We start from the raw sequence: 16,485 nt of genomic DNA, 5'->3' as shown, positions 1-16,485 counted from the left end.
CGGACGCCGAGGCCGCCGCCGTCGCCGCCTCGCTGGAGCCGTACCTGTCGACGCTCGGCGCGGACCGGCTGCCGCTGCTCGCGCGGTACGCGGTGCAGGACGTCGCCTTCCGTGTCGTCGGCACCGGCAGTGTGGGCACCCGGTCCTACGTCGTGCTGCTCCTCGACCATCGAGGTGAGCCGCTCGTCCTCCAGGTGAAGGAGGCCCGGCCCTCCGCGCTCGCCCCGCATCTGGCCACCGCGGGCTTCCCGGTGCCGCCCGCCGAGCACGAGGGGCGGCGCGTGGTGCTGGGGCAGAAGCGGATGCAGGTGGTCAGCGACATATTGCTGGGCTGGACCACGGTCGACGAACGGGGCTACCAGGTGCGGCAGTTCCGCAACCGCAAGGGCAGCGTCGACCCGGCCGCCCTCGCGCCGGACCAGGTGGACGACTACGGCCGGATGACCGGCGCCCTGCTGGCCCGCGCCCACTCCCACAGCGCCGACCCCCGCCTCATCGCCGGATACTGCGGCAAGAACGAGGAACTGGACGACGCCGTGGCCGACTTCGCCACCGCCTACGCCGACCTCACCGAGGCCGACCACGCGCGACTGGTGGAGGCGGTGCGGTCCGGGCGGATCGCGGCCGAGACGGGGGTGTGAGCGGGGATGCGGGGACAAGAGGGGAGGCCGTCGTGGTGGGGAAGAGGGTGTCCGGAGTGCTGAGATGAAGTACGTCGAACTGCGCGGCGGTGGCAGCGAGGAGCCCGTGCTCGCCGACCCCGGCCCCTATCTCGCGCAGCTGCCCGGCATCGCCGCCGGACTGCCGCCCGGCGCGCGTGCCTTCGCCACCGACCCGGCGCACTACGACCCCGAGGCCAAGCGGTGTGTCCGCGACCTGCTGCCCACGCGGGTGAAGCGCACGGCCGACGGTGATGTCGAGATCCGCTTCCGGCACAACTGCTTCCGGCACGAGGAGGACCTGCTGGTCCGCTACACCGGTGTGTCCGACTTCCAGTCGGATGTGCTGGACGTGTGCGATCCGGCCTCGCTGGGCGATGTGATCCTGGACGAGATCCTGCCGCTGCCGGGTGGCTGTACTCATGAGGTGGCCTGCCGTCCCGGCCGACTGGTGGTGGCGTGCCGGGATCTGGTGGCCGAGTGGGTGCCGGCTGCCTGCCCGGAGACGGGTTCGTAGGCGGGATGGCGAGTTGGGGCGGTCGTTCCGTTCCGTCGCGGTAGGGCCTTGTGGGCGTGGCCTAGGCTGGTCGGGTGACGACCCCGGAAGCTGAGCAGACCGAGCAGTCCCAGTCGCCGCGGCCCGAGGAACGGCTGGAAAAGGCCGTCCGGGCCGCCGAGCAGGCGCTGATCGACTTCGAGATCGCCGTGGAGACCTTCCGCGTCGAGGTCGAGAACTTCGCCCGGCTGCACGAACAGCGGCTCGGCCCGCTCTACGCCCGCATCGAGGAGCTGGACGCCTCGATCGCCGAGGCGCGGGCCGCCCGTACCCAGGACCCCGAGGACATCCGGCGCGCCGCCGAGGCCCGCGCCAACCTGTCACCCATCCCCGGTGTCGAGGAACTGCTGCACGGCTGGATGGACGGCCAGGGGCTGTTCCCCGAGGCCACCGCGATGCTCACCGACCAGCCGGTGCGGCCGCCGGCGCGGGTGCGGCCCAGCGAGGAGGTCCGCAAGCTGTACCGGGACCTCGCCCGCAAGGCCCACCCCGACCTGGCCCAGGAGAACGACGAGCGCACCCGCCGCGAGGAGTTCATCACCCGCGTCAACGCGGCCTACGCCCGCGGTGACGAGGCCCTGCTGCGGGAACTCGCCGCGGAGTGGGCCGCCGGCCCGGTGCCGCCCGAGCGGCAGCCCAGTCCCAGCGACGAGCTGTACGCCCGCCTGGAATGGCTGGCCCAGCGCAAGGAACTCCTCACCCTGGTCGCGCGGGAACTGGAGAACGGGGCCATCGCCGGCATGCTCCGTCTCGCCCCGGACGACCCCGACAGCCTCCTCACCGAGATCGCCGAGCGGCTGCACGGCGACATCGCCCGCCGCGAGTCCGACCTCGCGGCGCTGCTGACGCAGGAGTGAGGCCCCCGCGTCGTACGCGGCGCTTCGGGTAGCGTCGGGGGCATGAGTTTCGGAGCTGGTGTTCCCACGGTCGAGGTCACGGACCTCAAGGACGGCGATTTCCTGCTGGACGTCCGCGAGGACGACGAGTGGCAGGCCGGTCATGCCGAGGGGGCGCTGCACATCCCGATCAGCGAGTTCGTCGCCCGCTACGGCGAGCTGACCGAGGCCGCCCCCCAGGACGGCCGGGTCAACGTCATCTGCCGCTCCGGCGGCCGCTCCGCCCAGGTCACCATGTATCTCGTCCAGCAGGGCATCGACGCGGTGAACGTCGACGGCGGCATGAAGCACTGGGAGGCCGCGGGGCGCCCGGTGGTCACGGATGCGGGGCAGGCCGGGGTTGTGATCTAGCGGGTGCCGCCAGGACCGGGGGCACGGCTATGACGGTCGTGCCGAAGGCGTACGAGGACGGCCTGCGTGGTCTCCTCAACGCGTGGGACCCGCTCGACGTCGCCGAGGACGTGCAGGACGAGTACGACTGCATGCTCGGCCGGCTGTTCCTGTTGCTCCGGACCGGGGCGGACCAGCCGCGGATCGACGGGTTCCTGCGCGACGATCTGACGCACCACTTCGGGCTCGATCCGCGGTTCCTGGGCACGGAGTCGATGGCCGCCCGTCTGCGCGCATGGTGGGACGGCGCCGCCTCGCATCACGACGCCTGACCCCCGGCCCGCTCACCGGTCGAAGTCCACCTCCACCTTCTCTGTCATGGGGTGGGACTGGCAGGCGAGGACGTAGCCGGCTTCGGTTTCCTCGGGTTCGAGGGCGAAGTTGCGGTCCATGCGGACTTCGCCGGTGACCAGGAAGGCGCGGCAGGTGCCGCAGACGCCGCCCTTGCAGGCGTAGGGCGCGTCGGGGCGGTTGCGCAGGACGGTGTCCAGGAGGGATTCGCCCTGCTGGGCCGGCCAACTGCCGCCGCGGCCGTCGAGGCGTGCGGTGACCGTGCTGTGGGCGGCCGCCGGGGCGGTGGCGGCCGGGGCGGTGCCGCCGTCCACGTGGAAGATCTCCTGGTGGATGCCGGAGCGGTCCACGCCGAGACCGCGCAGGGCTCGTTCGGCGTCCTCCACCAGACCGTGGGGGCCGCACAGGAACCAGCCCCTCACCTGGTCCACCGGCAGCAGCGCGGGCAGCAGGCCGGTGAGCCGGTCCCGGTCGAGGCGGCCGGAGGGCAGGCCCGCCTGCTGTTCCTCGCGGGAGAGCACCGTGACCAACTGGAACCGCTCGGGGTAACGGTCTTTCAGGTCGGCCACGTCCTCCAGGAACATGGTCGAGGCGGCCGTACGGTCGGCCCGGATGAGGCAGAACCGTGCGCCCGGTTCACGGGCCAGCAGCGTGGCGGCGATCGACAGCACCGGGGTGATGCCGCTGCCGCCGACGACGGCCGCGAAGAGACCCGGCGCCGGGTCCAGGGTGAAGCGCCCGGCCGGGGTCATCACCTCCAGCTCGTCCCCGGCAGCGATCTCCTTGAACGCGTACGTCGAGAACGCGCCCCCGTCGACCAGCCGCACCCCCACCCGAAGCGTGCCCGGGCCGGGCCCGGCCGGGTCGGGGGCCGGGGAACAGATCGAGTAGGTGCGGCGGATGTCCCCGCCGTCCACGCGGCGGCGCAGGGTGAGGTGCTGGCCCGGCTTGTGCCGGTACTCCTCGCGCAGCTCGGGCGGCACGGTGAAGGTGACGGCGACCGAGTCGTCGGTCAGCCGGTCGATCTCGGCCACCCGGAGCCGGTGGAAGCGTGCCATCACAGCTCCTTGAAGTGGTCGAAGGGTTCACGGCAGGCGAGGCACCGGCGCAGCGCCTTGCAGGCCGTGGAGGAGAAGCGGCTCAGCAGCTCGGTGTCGGCGGAGTCGCAGTGGGGGCAGCGGATGGCCTCCGGCGCCGCCTCGGTCTCCGTTTCTCCGGCGGTCCCGGTGCGGGTCGGGCCCAGGGTGAGGACGACCGGTCCCGCGAGGTGCTGGGTGCGGGGCGGGGCTATTCCGGACTGCTGGAGCTTGCGGCGGCCCTCGGGGGTGATGTCGTCCGTGGACCAGGCCGGGGTGAGGACCGTGCGGACGGTGACCTCCCGCATGCCGTGGGCGCGCAGGACCTGCTCTATGTCCGCGCGCATCGTCTCCACCGCCGGGCAGCCGGTGTAGGTCGGGGTGAGGTCGACCTCGACCGCGCCGGTGCCCGTGAGGTGGACCGCGCGCACGACGCCCAGCTCGTGCAGGGTGAGCACGGGGAGTTCGGGGTCGGGCACCGAGCCGGCCAGCTCCAGCAGCTCGGTCTCCAGCGCGGTTGCGGTCACCATGACGCCCCCGGATGGCTGCGGTGCAGGTGCTGCATCTCGGCGAGCATCCGCCCGAACGGCTCGGTGTGGAGCCCCTGCCGGCCCGCACCCGCCGCCCACGCGCCCGTGCGGGGACCCTCGGGCACGGCCAGGGTGGCACGCCCGAGCACGTCCGTGACGGAGGTGAGCCAACTCGCCTCCAGGCCTGCCCAGTCGACGTCCACGCCGGGGATCGGCTGGAACATCTCACCGGTGAAGCGCCACAGCGCGTCGCAGGCGCGGCTCATCCGGTCGTGGCTGAGGTCGGTGCCGTCGCCGAGGCGCACGGTCCACTGCTCGGCGTGGTCGCGGTGGTAGGCGACCTCCTTGACCGCCTTGCCGGCGAGCGGCTGGAACGGGCCTTCGTGGGCGGCGAGTTCGGCGTACAGAAGGTGTTGATAGGTGGAGAAGTAGAGCTGCCGGGCGATGGTGTGCGCGAAGTCGCCGTTCGGCTGCTCCACCAACTGGAGGTTGCGGAAGGCGCGTTCCTCGCGGAGGTAGGCCAGCTCGTCCTCGTCGCCGGTCATGGAGAGCAGCACGCGGGCCTGGCCGAGCAGATCGAGCGCGATGTTGGCGAGGGCGACCTCCTCCTCCAGCACGGGCGCGTGTCCGGCCCACTCCCCGAGGCGGTGGGAGAGCACCAGGGCGTCGTCGCCGAGGGCCAGGGCCGCGGTGGTGGGGACGGTGGCGGTCACAGGTGCTTCACCCCTTCCGGGATCTCGTAGAAGGTCGGGTGCCGGTAGGGCTTGTCGGCGGAGGGCTCGAAGAACGGGTCCTTCTCGTCTGGCGAGGAAGCGGTGACGGCGCTGGCCGGGACGACCCAGACGGAGACGCCCTCGCCGCGCCGGGTGTAGAGGTCACGGGCGTTGCGCAGGGCCAGCTCCGCGTCGGGGGCGTGCAGGCTCCCGGCGTGGGTGTGGGAGAGGCCGCGGCGGGAGCGGACGAAGACCTCCCACAGGGGCCAGTCGGTGTGGGTCATGCGCGCGTCGCTCCTGTCCGGCCGGTGCTCCCGGCGTGTTTGGCCGCGTGGGCGGCGGCCGCTTCCCTGACCCAGGCGCCCTCGTCGTGTGCGCGGCGGCGCTGGGTGATGCGCTGTTCGTTGCAGGGGCCGTTGCCCTTGAGTACTTCCTTGAACTCGGTCCAGTCGATGGCGCCGAAGTCGTGGTGCCCGCGCTCCTCGTTCCACTTCAGGTCCGGGTCGGGGAGGGTGAGGCCGAGGGACTCGGCCTGGGGGACGGCTATGTCGACGAAGCGCTGGCGCAGTTCGTCGTTGGAGTGGCGCTTGATCTTCCACTCCATGGACTGGGCCGAGTGCTGGGACGAGTCGTCGGGCGGCCCGAACATCATCAGTGAGGGCCACCACCAGCGGTCGACGGCGTCCTGCGCCATGGCGTGCTGCTCGGGGGTGCCCTTGCTCAGGGCGAGCAGCAGTTCGTACCCCTGGCGCTGGTGGAAGGACTCCTCCTTGCAGATGCGGACCATCGCGCGGGCGTACGGGCCGTAGGAGCAGCGGCACAGCGGGACCTGGTTGGTGATCGCGGCGCCGTCCACCAGCCAGCCGATGGCACCCACGTCGGCCCAGGTCAGGGTGGGGTAATTGAAGATCGAGGAGTACTTCTGGCGGCCGCTGTGCAGCTTGTCGAGCAGCTCCTCGCGGCTGGTGCCGAGGGTTTCGGCGGCGCTGTAGAGATAGAGGCCGTGGCCCGCCTCGTCCTGGACCTTGGCCATCAGGATCGCCTTGCGGCGCAGGCTGGGGGCGCGGGTGATCCAGTTCGCCTCGGGCTGCATGCCGATGATCTCGGAGTGCGCGTGCTGGGCGATCTGGCGGACGAGGGTGGCGCGGTAGGCGTCCGGCATCCAGTCGCGTGGCTCGATGCGCTCCTCGGCGGCCACCGCCGTGTCGAAGGCGTGCTGGTGTGCCGCGATGTCCGCGGTGGCGCCGGGTGCGCCGTCCGCGGGTGTGCGGTCCGTGCGAGGCGCGGCTGCTGTGGCCATGCGGTCCCCCTGACCTAGGACTCTGCCGGAAACACGCCCCGACCGATCGTTCGGTTCGTGCGTGTCAATGGTGTGCCGGGGCGTCGTCGGGTGTCAACCGCTGTGGACAACGCCGTGCGGTGCCTGTGGAAAACCACCGTGGCCGGTCTGCGTCCCCGGCGATGCCGGGCCGGTGTGCGGCGGCCCCGGCCGCGTCTCGAAGGCCGGGGCCGGGGCTGCGCGGGGTGGGTGGGGCTGAGTACCGTTCCGTGCGGGTGCCAAGCGGAAGCAAAGGCGTCCGAGGACCAGGGGGCGCCCACGACGGGCGCGTCGATGCCGGAGCGGAAGCGGGACGGGGCGGGGATGGACGCGTACGACGAGGAGCCGGAGGCCCTGAACGGGCCGGACGGCCCGGCCGGGGCGCGTCGCGCGGGCGGCCCCGGCACACCGGGCGAGGACACGGGGCCCGAGGGCACCGGACCCACGGTTACCCGAACCGAAGACACTGGAGGCGACGGCGCCCGGGAGCCGGCCCGGCCCACCGGCCTCGCCGCCCTCTCCCCCCGCTACCGCCTCGTCGCGGGCGGCGCGCTCGCGGTCGTGGCGACCGTCGCCGCCGTGCACCTGGGCATGGTGTTCCTGAGCCTCGCCCCCGCCAACACCGTGAGCAAGCGGCATGCCAAGGCGGTGGAGGCATGGGTGTACCCGGAGTTCGAGCAGAACTGGAAGCTGTTCGCGCCCAACCCGCTGCAGCAGAACGTCGCCGTACAGGTCCGCGCCCAGATCCGGGGCGAAGGCGGTGACCTGCGCACCACCGGCTGGACCGACCTGTCCGCCGAGGACGGCGCCGCCATCGACGGCAACCTGCTGCCCAGCCACACCCAGCAGAACGAGCTGCGCCGCGCCTGGGACTTCCTCGGCACCACCCACGGCACCGACAACCGGCCCGTGGGTGTGCGCGGGGCGCTCTCCGAGCAGTACGTGCGCCGGATAGTGGTGCTGCGTCTGCGGCGGGACGCGGGCCTCGACCGCGCCGGAACCATCGAGCGCGTGCAAGTGCGCTCCCGCACCGTCAACGTGCCCCCGCCCGGGTGGAGCCGGGAGAAGGTGTCCACCAGTCCCGCTTACCGTGTGCTGCCCTGGTGGACGGTGACCGGTGACGAGACCGAGGCGGGTGCCCGATGAACCGGCTCTCCCAGACCTTCGCCCGGGGCGTCGAACGCGTCACCGGCGCGGCCCTCGGCCCGTACCAGAGTGCTGTGATCCGGATCGGATTCGCCGGGACCTGGCTGCTCTTCCTGCTGCGCGAGTTCCCGCACCGCCAGGAGCTGTACGGGCCGGCCGGGCCCTGGAGCTGGAACCTGGCCCACCAGCTCATCGCCGACAACCACGCCTTCACCGTGCTGATGTGGTCGGACAGTCGGCTCTGGTTCGAGGTCTGCTACCTCCTCGCTGTCCTGGCCAGTGCCGCGCTGCTGGTCGGCTGGCGCACCCGGACCGCCGCCGTGCTGTTCATGGTGGGGGTGCTCTCGCTCCAGAACCGCAGCGTGTTCATGGGGGACGGCGGCGACAACGTGCTGCACCTGATGTCCCTCTACCTGGTCTTCACCCGCTGCGGGCAGGTCTGGTCGCTGGACGCGCGCCGGGCCGGGCGCGAGGATGCGGCACGCGCGCGGGGGGAACGCGTTCCCCCCGACCGGGTGGGCCCCGTGCTGTGGGCGCTGTCCGGCGCGGTGCTGGTCACGGCCGTGGCGACCGGCCGGTTCGGCGGCGGCTGGCTGGTGCCGGCGCTGCTGTGGGCGTCCTGGGCCGGGCTCGGCCTGTGGTGGGCGGCGGGCCGCTGGACGCGGTCGCGGCAGCCCCGGATGCTGCTCGACGTGCTGGCGAACGTGCTGCACAACGCCGGTCTCGCCGTGATCATGGCCGAGGCGTGTCTGATCTACGCCACGGCCGGCTGGTACAAGATCCAGGGCTCGCGCTGGCAGGACGGCACCGCCGTGTACTACCCGCTGCACCTGGACTACTTCTCGCCCTGGCCCGCCCTCGCCGACCTGATGTCCGCCAGCGGCGTCCTCATGATGATCGTGACCTACGGAACGGTCATGGTGCAGGTCGCCTTCCCCTTCACCCTGTTCAACCGGCGCGTGAAGAACGTCCTGCTGGTGCTGATGATGACCGAGCACGCGGTGATCGCCGTCGTCCTCGGGCTGCCCTTCTTCTCGCTCGCGATGATCACGGCGGACGCCGTCTTCCTGCCCACCGCCTTCCTGTTGCTCCTCGGCGGCTGGGCCGCACGCGCGCGTGGACGGCTGATACGGCGCGGCGGGACGGGCCGGGTGCCCCCGCCCCGCGCCCCGGAGGAGTCCACCGCCGGACACGTAGGGTTCAGGGCATGACCGACCCCCTGAACCGCTGGCGCGAGCGCGCCGGGGACGCCGTGCTGCTGGACGGCTTCCACGCCCTCAAGCACGCGCTGCGCTTCGGGGCCGAGGTGCCCGTGGCGGTCACCACCGACCGGGAGGCCACGCTGGCACTCGCCGGTGAACTCGCCGGGGACGTCCGGGACCCGCTGGACGCGCTGCTGACGGAGGTGCCCCGGGTGGTGTACGCCTCCCTGGTGCCCCGCCCGCACCCGACCGGCGTGGCCGCGCTCGCCGTACGGCCGTCCCGCGAGGCCAACCTCAAGGCGCTGGCCCACCGGCCGCGCACCGCGCCCGTGGTGGTGCTGGACGAGCCGCGCAACCTCGGCAACGCGGGTGCGGTGATCCGGCTGGCCGCCGGGTTCGGCGCGACCGGGGTCGTCACCACCGGCACCCTGGACCCCTGGCACCCCACCGTGGTGCGCGGCGGGGCGGGGCTGCACTTCGCCACCGGCGTGGAGCGCCTCGGCGTCGACGAGCTGCCCGCCGGGCCGCTGTTCGCCCTCGACCCCGAGGGCGACGACATCCGGCGGGTCGAGCTGCCCGACGACGCGGTACTGGCGTTCGGCTCGGAGCGCAGCGGGCTCTCGGCGCCGCTGCGGGCCCGCGCCGACCGGCTGCTGTCGCTGCCCATGCGGCCGCAGGTCTCCAGCTACAACCTGGCCACCAGCGTGGCCATGACGCTGTACCACTGGAGCCTGGGCACCGCCTGAGCCCCGTGCCTACGCCTCCTTGCGGACCTCCACCACGCGGAAGCGGTTGGCCACGTACGCGCCGTCGGTGAGGGCCGCGTTCGCCGCCGGGTTGCCGCCGGAGCCGTGGAAGTCGGAGAAGGCGGCGGTCTGGTTGACGTACACCCCGCCGGTCAGGTTCAGGGAGAGCTGGGCGGGCTCCTCCAGGCAGACCTCCTCGATGGCCCGGGCGACCTCAGGGTCGGTGGTGTGGGCCCCGACCGTCATGGCGCCCTGCTCGCGGATGGTGCGCCGCAGCAGGTCCACCGCGTCGGCGACCGAGTCGACGGCCACCGCGAAGGACACCGGGCCGAAGCACTCGCCGAGGTAGGCGGCCTCGTCGTCCGGCTTGGCGGCGTCCAGCTTCACGATCACCGGGGTGCGTACGACCGCGTCCGGGAAGTCCGGGTTGGTGATCTCGCGGGAGGCCAGCGCGACCTCGCCGAGGTCGGCGGCGGCCTCCAGGCGGGCCTTCACGTCCGGGTTGACGATGGCGCCCAGCAGGGCGTTGGCGCGGGCGTCGTCCCCGAGGAGGCCGTCGACCGCGCGGGCGAGGTCGCCGGTCACCTCGTCGAAGGACTTGTGGCCCTCATTGGTGCTGATGCCCTCGCGCGGGATCAGCAGGTTCTGCGGGGTGGTGCACATCTGCCCGCTGTACAGGGAGAGCGAGAAGGCGAGATTCGCCAGCATGCCCTGGTAGTCGTCGGTGGACTGCACGATCACCGTGTTGACGCCGGCCTTCTCCGTGTAGACCTGCGCCTGGCGGGCGTTGGCCTCCAGCCAGTCGCCGAAGGCGGTGGAGCCGGTGTAGTCGATGATGCGGATCTCGGGACGGGTGGCGAGGGTCTTGGCGATGCCCTCACCGGCCCGCTCGGCGGCCAGTGCGACCAGGTTGGGGTCGAACCCGGCCTCGGCCAGCGCCTCGCGGGCCACCTGGACGGTGAGCGCGAGCGGGAGCACCGCGCGCGGGTGCGGCTTGACCAGGACCGCGTTGCCGGTCGCCAGGGAGGCGAACAGGCCCGGATAGCCGTTCCACGTCGGGAAGGTGTTGCAGCCGATCATCAGGGCGATGCCGCGCGGGACCGGCGTGAAGCTCTTGGTCAGCGTGAGCGGGTCGCGCTTGCCCTGCGGCTTGCTCCACTCCGCCGTCCCGGGCGTGCGGGTCTGCTCCGCGTACGCGTACGCCACTGCCTCCAGGCCGCGGTCCTGGGCGTGCGGGCCGCCTGCCTGGAACGCCATCATGAACGCCTGGCCGCTGGTGTGCATGACCGCGTGGGCGAACTCGTGGGTGCGGTCGCTGATCCGCTTCAGGATCTCCATACAGACCGCGGCGCGGGTCTCCGGCCCCGCGTCGCGCCAGGCGGCCTGCCCGGCGCGCATCGCGGGGAGCAGTACGTCGAGGTCGGCGTGCGGGTAGCTCACGCCGAGCTCGATGCCGTACGGCGAGACCTCGCCGCCCACCCAGTCGTCCGTGCCGGGCTGGTCCAGGTCGAGACGGGTGCCGAGGAGCGCGTCGAAGGCGGCCTTGCCCGCGCCCGCGTCCAGGCTGCCGTGCTCGCCGTAGGCCTTGGGGTGCTCGGGGTGGGGGGACCAGTACGCGCGGGTGCGGATCGCCTCGAGGGCCTGGTCGAGGGTGGGGCGGTGCTTGGCGATCAGCTCGTGTGCGGTCGGTCGGGCGGTCATCCTGGACCAACTCCTCGTCTGCGTGAACTCGTCATCGAGCTCGTGACCTGGGCGTTTGGAGAGACGGCAGGGTTGCGGCGGGCGCGGCCCGGGGAGCCTTCCGCCGGACGGTGGTGGGCTGCGGGCGGTCAGGGCTAGAGTAACCGAACGATCGGTCGGGACAAGGGGGTCCGCCGCATCTGTGGACAACGTCGTGCGGGAGGATCGCGCACATGACAGCTATCGACCTCAGCAGCCCCGTGGCCGTGGTCGGCACCGGCACCATGGGCCAGGGCATCGCCCAGGTCGCGCTGACCGCGGGCCACCCCGTCCTGCTCCATGACGCCCTGCCCGGACGCGCGCGGGAGGCCGCCGACGCCATCGGCGCGCGCCTCGACCGGCTCGTGGCCAAGGGCCGGCTCGGCGCGGACGAACGGGACGCGGCGCGCGCCCGGCTCACCCCCGTGGAGCACCTCGGTGAACTGGCCGGCTGCGCGCTGGTCGTGGAGGCCGTGCTGGAGCGGCTGGACGTCAAGCAGGAGCTGTTCCGGGAGCTGGAGGGGATCGTCTCCGAGGACTGCCTGCTCGCCACCAACACCTCCTCCCTGTCGGTGACCGCCGTCGGCGGCGCGCTCGCCTCCCCCGGCCGCTTCCTGGGCCTGCACTTCTTCAACCCGGCCCCGCTGCTGCCCCTGGTGGAGGTCGTCTCCGGGTACGCCACGGACGTCACGTCCGTCACGCGCGCGTACGAGACCGCCCGTGCCTGGGGGAAGACCCCGGTGGCCTGCGCGGACACCCCCGGCTTCATCGTCAACCGGATCGCCCGGCCCTTCTACGCCGAGGCGTTCGCCGTGCTGGAGGCCCAGGGCGCCGACCCGGCGACCATCGACGCGGTGCTGCGCGAGAGCGGCGGGTTCCGCATGGGCGCGTTCGAGCTGACCGACCTCATCGGGCAGGACGTCAACGAATCCGTCACCCACTCGGTGTGGAACTCCTTCTTCCAGGACGTCCGCTTCACGCCCTCGCTCGCCCAGCGCCGCCTGGTGGAGTCCGGCCGGCTCGGCCGCAAGAGCGGCCAGGGCTGGTACGACTACGCCGAGGACGCCGAGCGCCCGGAGCCGCACACCGCCGAGAAGGAGAAGCCGCCGGCGCACGTCACCGTGGAGGGCGACCTCGGCCCGGCGGCGGGGCTGCTCCCGCTGATCCGCGAGGCGGGCATCGCCGTCCACGAGGAGGACGAGGACCAGGGCAGCCGGCTGGCCCTGCCGAGCGGCGGCCAGCTGGTCCTCGCCGACGGTCAGACCGCCGTGGAGTTCCGGGACGTCGTCTACTTCGACCTCGCCCTCGACTACCGCGCCGCCACCCGGATCGCGCTCTCCGCCTCCCAGGACACCTCCGCGCGCACCCTCGCCGAGGCCATCGGCCTCTTCCAGGCGCTCGGCAAGGACGTCAGCGTCATCGGAGACGTGCCCGGCATGATCGTCGCCCGCACGGTGGCCCGGATCGTCGACCTCGCGCACGACGCCGTCGCCAAGGGCGTGGCCACCGAGGAGGATGTCGACACGGCGATGCGCCTGGGCGTCAACTACCCCCTCGGTCCCTTCGAGTGGAGCCGCAGGCTCGGCCGGAGCTGGGCCTACGAGCTGCTGGACGACCTGCATATGCGCGACCCCTCCGGCCGGTACGCGCCGTCCCTCGCGCTCTACCGCCACGCGTACGCCACCGACAAGCGGGAGGGCTCCTCATGACCACCGCCAAGCGCGACACGTACACCCCCGAGACCCTCCTCTCGGTCGCCGTGGGGGTGTTCAACGAGCGCGGCTACGACGGCACCTCCATGGAGCACCTCTCCAGAGCCGCGGGCATATCCAAGTCCTCGATCTACCACCACGTCAGCGGCAAGGAGGAACTGCTGCGCCGGGCCGTCAGCCGGGCGCTGGACGGGCTGTTCGCCATCCTGGACGAGGAGCACGCGCGCGTCGGGCGGCCGGTGGACCGGCTGGAGCACGTCGTGCGCCGCATGGTCGAGGTGCTCATGGCCGAGCTGCCCTATGTGACGCTGCTGCTGCGCGTCCGGGGCAACACCGAGGCGGAGCGGTGGGCGCTGGAGCGGCGCCGGGACTTCGACCACCGGGTGGCCGACCTGCTGCGGGCGGCCGCCGAGGACGGGGACGTGCGCGGCGACGTGGAGGTCCGGCTGGCGACCCGGCTGGTCTTCGGAATGATCAACTCGATCGTGGAGTGGTACCGGCCCGAGATTCGGGGGGCCAGCGGGCGCGAGGTGGCCGACGCGGTGGTGCGGCTGGTCTTCGCGGGGCTGCGCAGGGAGTAGGGACCACCGCGCGCGCAGGTCACGCGTCCGGCTCCAGGTCCTCCTCCTCGAACACCAGCAGCGTGCGGGTGCCCAGCACCTCGGGGATCGACTGGAGCCGGGTGAGCACCAGCTCGCGCAGCGCCCTGTTGTCCGGGGTGTGCACCAGCAGCAGCACGTCGAAGTCGCCGCCGACCAGCGCCATGTGGGACGCGCCGGGCAGGCGGCGAAGCTGTTCGCGGACCGTGCGCCAGGTGTTCTGGACGATGTTCAGCGTGATGTATGCCGAGGTGCCGTGCCCGGCCCGCTCGTGGTCGACGCGGGCGCCGAAGCCCCGGATCACCCCGTCCTCGACCAGCCGGTTGATCCGCGCGTAGGCGTTGGCGCGGGAGACGTGGACCCGCTCGGCGACCGAGCGTATGGAGGCGCGGCCGTCCGCCTGGAGGATCTTGAGGATGTCCTGATCTATGGCGTCCAGCGGGCGGGGCGGGGGCGCGCCGTTCGCCTCCACCGCCTGGGCCATTTGTTCAGGTGTCATGTCCCCCCGCTTCATCGCCGTGGACGTCCTGCATTCATTCCAGGCTGTGCAAAACCGTTTGTCCACAGCCTGAGGGGGCCAGTAGCCAAAATGCGCCGACGACCGAACAATCGGTAGGTGAGACGGGTCACAGCCGACCCGCCTCTCGTAGCCGCTCCCACGAGGAGGTGCCGTCATGACGGTCATGGAGCAGCGGGGCGCGTACCGGCCATCGCCGCCGCCCGCCTGGCAGCCCCGCACGGACCCCGCGCCGCTGCTGCCCGACGCCGAGCCCTATCGCGTTCTCGGCACCGACACGGCCGCCAAGGCCGACCCGGACCTGCTGCGCCGGCTCTACGCCCAGGTGGTCCGCGGCCGCCGCTACAACACGCAGGCGACCGCGCTGACCAAACAGGGCCGGCTCGCCGTCTACCCCTCCAGCACCGGACAGGAGGCGTGCGAGGTCGCCGCCGCCCTGGCCCTGGAGGAGCGCGACTGGCTCTTCCCCAGCTACCGCGACACCCTCGCCGTCGTCGCCCGGGGCGTCGACCCGGTGGAGACGCTCACCCTGCTGCGCGGCGACTGGCACAACGGCTACGACCCGCACACCCACCGCGTCGCCCCGCTCAGCACCCCGCTCGCCACCCAGTTGCCGCACGCCGTGGGCCTCGCGCACGCCGCGCGGCTCAAGGGGGACGACGTGGTCGCGCTCGCCATGGTGGGCGACGGCGGCACCAGCGAGGGCGACTTCCACGAGGCGCTGAACTTCGCCGCCGTCTGGCAGGCCCCGGTCGTCTTCCTGGTGCAGAACAACGGCTTCGCCATCTCCGTCCCGCTCGCCAAGCAGACCGCCGCGCCCTCCCTCGCCCACAAGGCGGTCGGGTACGGCATGCCGGGCCGCCTGGTCGACGGCAACGACGCGGTCGCGGTGCACGAGGTGCTCGCCGACGCGGTACGGCGCGCCCGCGAGGGCGGCGGCCCGACGCTGGTCGAGGCGGTGACGTACCGCGTGGAGGCGCACACCAACGCCGATGACGCGACCCGCTACCGCGAGGACGACGAGGTCGAGGCGTGGCGGCGGCACGACCCGGTCCAGCTCCTGGAGCGCGAGCTGACCGCGCGCGGGCTGCTCGACGGGGCGGCGATCGACGCGGTCCGGCAGGACGCCGAGGAGATGGCCGCCGACCTGCGGGAACGCATGAACCGGGACCCCCGGCTCGACCCGATGGACCTCTTCGACCACGTGTACGCCGAGCCGACCGCGCAGCTCCGCGAACAGCGCGCGCTGCTCGGGACCGAGCTGGCCGCCGAACAGGACGACCAGGAAGGCGACCCGCGATGACCACCGTCGCCGTCAAGCCCGCCACCATGGCGCAGGCCCTCACCCGCGCGATGCGCGACGCGATGGCCGCCGACCCCGCCGTCCATGTCATGGGCGAGGACGTCGGCACCCTCGGCGGTGTCTTCCGGGTCACCGACGGGCTCGCCGCCGAGTTCGGCGAGGACCGCTGCACGGACACTCCGCTGGCCGAGGCGGGCATCCTCGGCGCCGCCGTGGGCATGGCCATGTACGGCCTGCGGCCCGTGGTGGAAATGCAGTTCGACGCGTTCGCCTACCCGGCGTTCGAGCAGTTGATCAGCCATGTCTCCCGGATGCGCAACCGCACGCGGGGCCGCATGCCCCTGCCGATCACCGTGCGCGTCCCCTACGGCGGCGGCATCGGTGGCGTCGAGCACCACAGCGACTCCTCCGAGGCGTACTACATGGCCACCCCCGGCCTGCACGTCGTCACCCCGGCCACCGTCGCCGACGCCTACGGGCTGCTGCGGCAGGCCATCGCCTCCGACGACCCCGTGGTGTTCCTGGAGCCCAAGCGGCTCTACTGGTCCAAGGACGCCTGGAACGCCGACCACCCCACCGAGGTGGAGCCCATCGGGCGCGCGGTGGTCCGGCGCCCCGGCACCAGCGCCACCCTGATCACCTACGGGCCGTCCCTGCCGGTCTGCATGGAGGCCGCCGAGGCCGCCCGCGCCGAGGGCTGGGACCTGGAGGTCCTCGACCTGCGCTCGCTGGTGCCCTTCGACGACGAGACGGTCTGCGCCTCCGTCCGGCGCACCGGCCGCGCGGTCGTCGTGCACGAGTCCACCGGGTTCGGCGGTCCCGGCGGCGAGATCGCGGCCCGGATCACCGAGCGCTGCTTCCATCACCTGGAGGCACCGGTGCTGCGCGTGGCCGGGTTCGACCTGCCCTACCCGCCGCCGATGCTGGAGCGGCACCACCTGCCCGGTGTCGACCGCGTGCTGGACGCGGTGGCCCGTCTCCAGTGGGAGGCGGAGAACTGATGGCCCAGGTACTGGAGTTCAAGCTGCCCGACCTCGGTGAGGGGCTCACCGAGGCGGAGATCGTGCGCTGGCTGGTGGCCGTCGGTGACGTGGTCGCCGTCGACCAGCCGG

At 72.7% G+C, this 16,485-nt stretch carries 20 protein-coding genes; 13 read left to right on the top strand and 7 right to left on the bottom strand.

Annotated features, from left to right (window positions below):
- From CCN33_RS07400 to CCN33_RS07380, 5 genes are all read left to right on the top strand, one after another.
- Nucleotides 1-641 (top strand): DUF2252 family protein (locus CCN33_RS07400; RefSeq protein WP_140394484.1); only part of this gene is annotated, 641 nt, incomplete at its 5' end.
- 64 nt (nt 642-705) lie between these two features.
- A complete protein-coding gene (locus CCN33_RS07395; RefSeq protein WP_086692453.1) occupies nt 706-1,176 on the top strand; it encodes a hypothetical protein in 471 nt (156 codons plus the stop codon).
- Nucleotides 1,177-1,250: 74 nt separating this feature from the next.
- Nucleotides 1,251-2,072, top strand: coding sequence for a J domain-containing protein (locus CCN33_RS07390; protein WP_086692450.1), 822 nt, complete (start codon nt 1,251-1,253; stop codon nt 2,070-2,072).
- Between the two features lie 42 nt (nt 2,073-2,114).
- Nucleotides 2,115-2,462 (top strand): rhodanese-like domain-containing protein, encoded by a 348-nt coding sequence (locus CCN33_RS07385; protein ID WP_086692448.1) that lies wholly within the window; start codon nt 2,115-2,117, stop codon nt 2,460-2,462.
- Between the two features lie 29 nt (nt 2,463-2,491).
- On the top strand, nt 2,492-2,773 hold the full coding sequence (locus CCN33_RS07380) for a hypothetical protein (protein WP_086692446.1): 282 nt from the start codon (nt 2,492-2,494) through the stop codon (nt 2,771-2,773).
- A gap of 12 nt (nt 2,774-2,785) precedes the next feature.
- Here the strand turns inward: CCN33_RS07380 and paaE are convergent, their stop codons facing one another.
- The 5 genes from paaE to paaA are packed head-to-tail and all read right to left on the bottom strand — an operon-like array spanning nt 2,786 to nt 6,411.
- Nucleotides 2,786-3,850 (bottom strand): 1,2-phenylacetyl-CoA epoxidase subunit PaaE, encoded by a 1,065-nt coding sequence (gene paaE / locus CCN33_RS07375; protein ID WP_086692444.1) that lies wholly within the window; start codon nt 3,848-3,850, stop codon nt 2,786-2,788.
- The gene (paaD, locus tag CCN33_RS07370; protein WP_086692443.1) at nt 3,850-4,398 is read right to left on the bottom strand and encodes a 1,2-phenylacetyl-CoA epoxidase subunit PaaD; all 549 of its coding nucleotides are present in this window, start codon (nt 4,396-4,398) and stop codon (nt 3,850-3,852) included. The genes paaE and paaD overlap by 1 nt, the downstream gene beginning before the upstream one ends.
- Complete coding sequence (gene paaC, locus CCN33_RS07365; RefSeq protein WP_086692441.1) at nt 4,392-5,111, bottom strand: 1,2-phenylacetyl-CoA epoxidase subunit PaaC; 720 nt, start codon at nt 5,109-5,111, stop codon at nt 4,392-4,394. Before paaC ends, paaD begins: the two co-directional genes overlap by 7 nt.
- Nucleotides 5,108-5,395 carry a 1,2-phenylacetyl-CoA epoxidase subunit PaaB gene (paaB, locus tag CCN33_RS07360; protein ID WP_086692439.1) on the bottom strand — a complete coding sequence of 96 codons (288 nt, stop codon included), beginning with the start codon at nt 5,393-5,395 and terminating at the stop codon, nt 5,108-5,110. The genes paaC and paaB overlap by 4 nt, the downstream gene beginning before the upstream one ends.
- Nucleotides 5,392-6,411 (bottom strand): 1,2-phenylacetyl-CoA epoxidase subunit PaaA, encoded by a 1,020-nt coding sequence (paaA, locus tag CCN33_RS07355; RefSeq protein WP_086692437.1) that lies wholly within the window; start codon nt 6,409-6,411, stop codon nt 5,392-5,394. The genes paaB and paaA overlap by 4 nt, the downstream gene beginning before the upstream one ends.
- A 342-nt stretch (nt 6,412-6,753) precedes the next feature.
- On the opposite strand from paaA, the gene CCN33_RS07350 reads away from it, so the two are divergent.
- Genes CCN33_RS07350 through CCN33_RS07340 form a run of 3 tightly spaced genes read left to right on the top strand, consistent with a single transcriptional unit; the run spans nt 6,754 to nt 9,523 of the window.
- Complete coding sequence (locus tag CCN33_RS07350; protein WP_086692455.1) at nt 6,754-7,575, top strand: DUF5819 family protein; 822 nt, start codon at nt 6,754-6,756, stop codon at nt 7,573-7,575.
- Complete coding sequence (locus tag CCN33_RS07345) at nt 7,572-8,786, top strand: HTTM domain-containing protein (protein WP_086692435.1); 1,215 nt, start codon at nt 7,572-7,574, stop codon at nt 8,784-8,786. Before CCN33_RS07350 ends, CCN33_RS07345 begins: the two co-directional genes overlap by 4 nt.
- Nucleotides 8,783-9,523: a TrmH family RNA methyltransferase gene (locus CCN33_RS07340; protein ID WP_086692433.1), complete on the top strand. Its 741-nt coding sequence runs from the start codon at nt 8,783-8,785 to the stop codon at nt 9,521-9,523. Before CCN33_RS07345 ends, CCN33_RS07340 begins: the two co-directional genes overlap by 4 nt.
- A gap of 9 nt (nt 9,524-9,532) precedes the next feature.
- Here the strand turns inward: CCN33_RS07340 and paaN are convergent, their stop codons facing one another.
- Complete coding sequence (gene paaN, locus CCN33_RS07335; RefSeq protein WP_086692431.1) at nt 9,533-11,224, bottom strand: phenylacetic acid degradation protein PaaN; 1,692 nt, start codon at nt 11,222-11,224, stop codon at nt 9,533-9,535.
- Nucleotides 11,225-11,436: 212 nt separating this feature from the next.
- Between paaN and CCN33_RS07330 the strand changes: the two genes are divergently transcribed.
- Nucleotides 11,437-12,951: a 3-hydroxyacyl-CoA dehydrogenase gene (locus CCN33_RS07330; RefSeq protein ID WP_086692429.1), complete on the top strand. Its 1,515-nt coding sequence runs from the start codon at nt 11,437-11,439 to the stop codon at nt 12,949-12,951.
- On the top strand, nt 12,948-13,535 hold the full coding sequence (locus CCN33_RS07325) for a TetR/AcrR family transcriptional regulator (RefSeq protein ID WP_086692427.1): 588 nt from the start codon (nt 12,948-12,950) through the stop codon (nt 13,533-13,535). Before CCN33_RS07330 ends, CCN33_RS07325 begins: the two co-directional genes overlap by 4 nt.
- 19 nt (nt 13,536-13,554) lie before the next feature.
- Here CCN33_RS07325 and CCN33_RS07320 read toward each other — a convergent pair whose 3' ends face one another.
- Complete coding sequence (locus tag CCN33_RS07320; protein ID WP_373310032.1) at nt 13,555-14,052, bottom strand: Lrp/AsnC family transcriptional regulator; 498 nt, start codon at nt 14,050-14,052, stop codon at nt 13,555-13,557.
- A gap of 175 nt (nt 14,053-14,227) precedes the next feature.
- On the opposite strand from CCN33_RS07320, the gene pdhA reads away from it, so the two are divergent.
- The 3 genes from pdhA to CCN33_RS33635 all read left to right on the top strand — a co-directional run.
- Entirely contained in the window at nt 14,228-15,373 is a 1,146-nt protein-coding gene (gene pdhA / locus CCN33_RS07315) for a pyruvate dehydrogenase (acetyl-transferring) E1 component subunit alpha (protein WP_086692423.1), read from the top strand.
- The gene (locus tag CCN33_RS07310; RefSeq protein WP_086692421.1) at nt 15,370-16,374 is read left to right on the top strand and encodes an alpha-ketoacid dehydrogenase subunit beta; all 1,005 of its coding nucleotides are present in this window, start codon (nt 15,370-15,372) and stop codon (nt 16,372-16,374) included. Before pdhA ends, CCN33_RS07310 begins: the two co-directional genes overlap by 4 nt.
- Nucleotides 16,356-16,485: biotin/lipoyl-containing protein (locus CCN33_RS33635; RefSeq protein WP_341866567.1), on the top strand; the 130-nt coding region annotated here is incomplete at its 3' end. The genes CCN33_RS07310 and CCN33_RS33635, both read left to right, overlap by 19 nt.

This window comes from Streptomyces recifensis, from assembly GCF_002154615.1.
Taxonomy (GTDB): domain Bacteria; phylum Actinomycetota; class Actinomycetes; order Streptomycetales; family Streptomycetaceae; genus Streptomyces; species Streptomyces griseoluteus.
The sequence above is the reverse complement of the archived record's forward strand: the minus strand, read 5'-3'. Positions and strand labels throughout refer to the sequence as shown.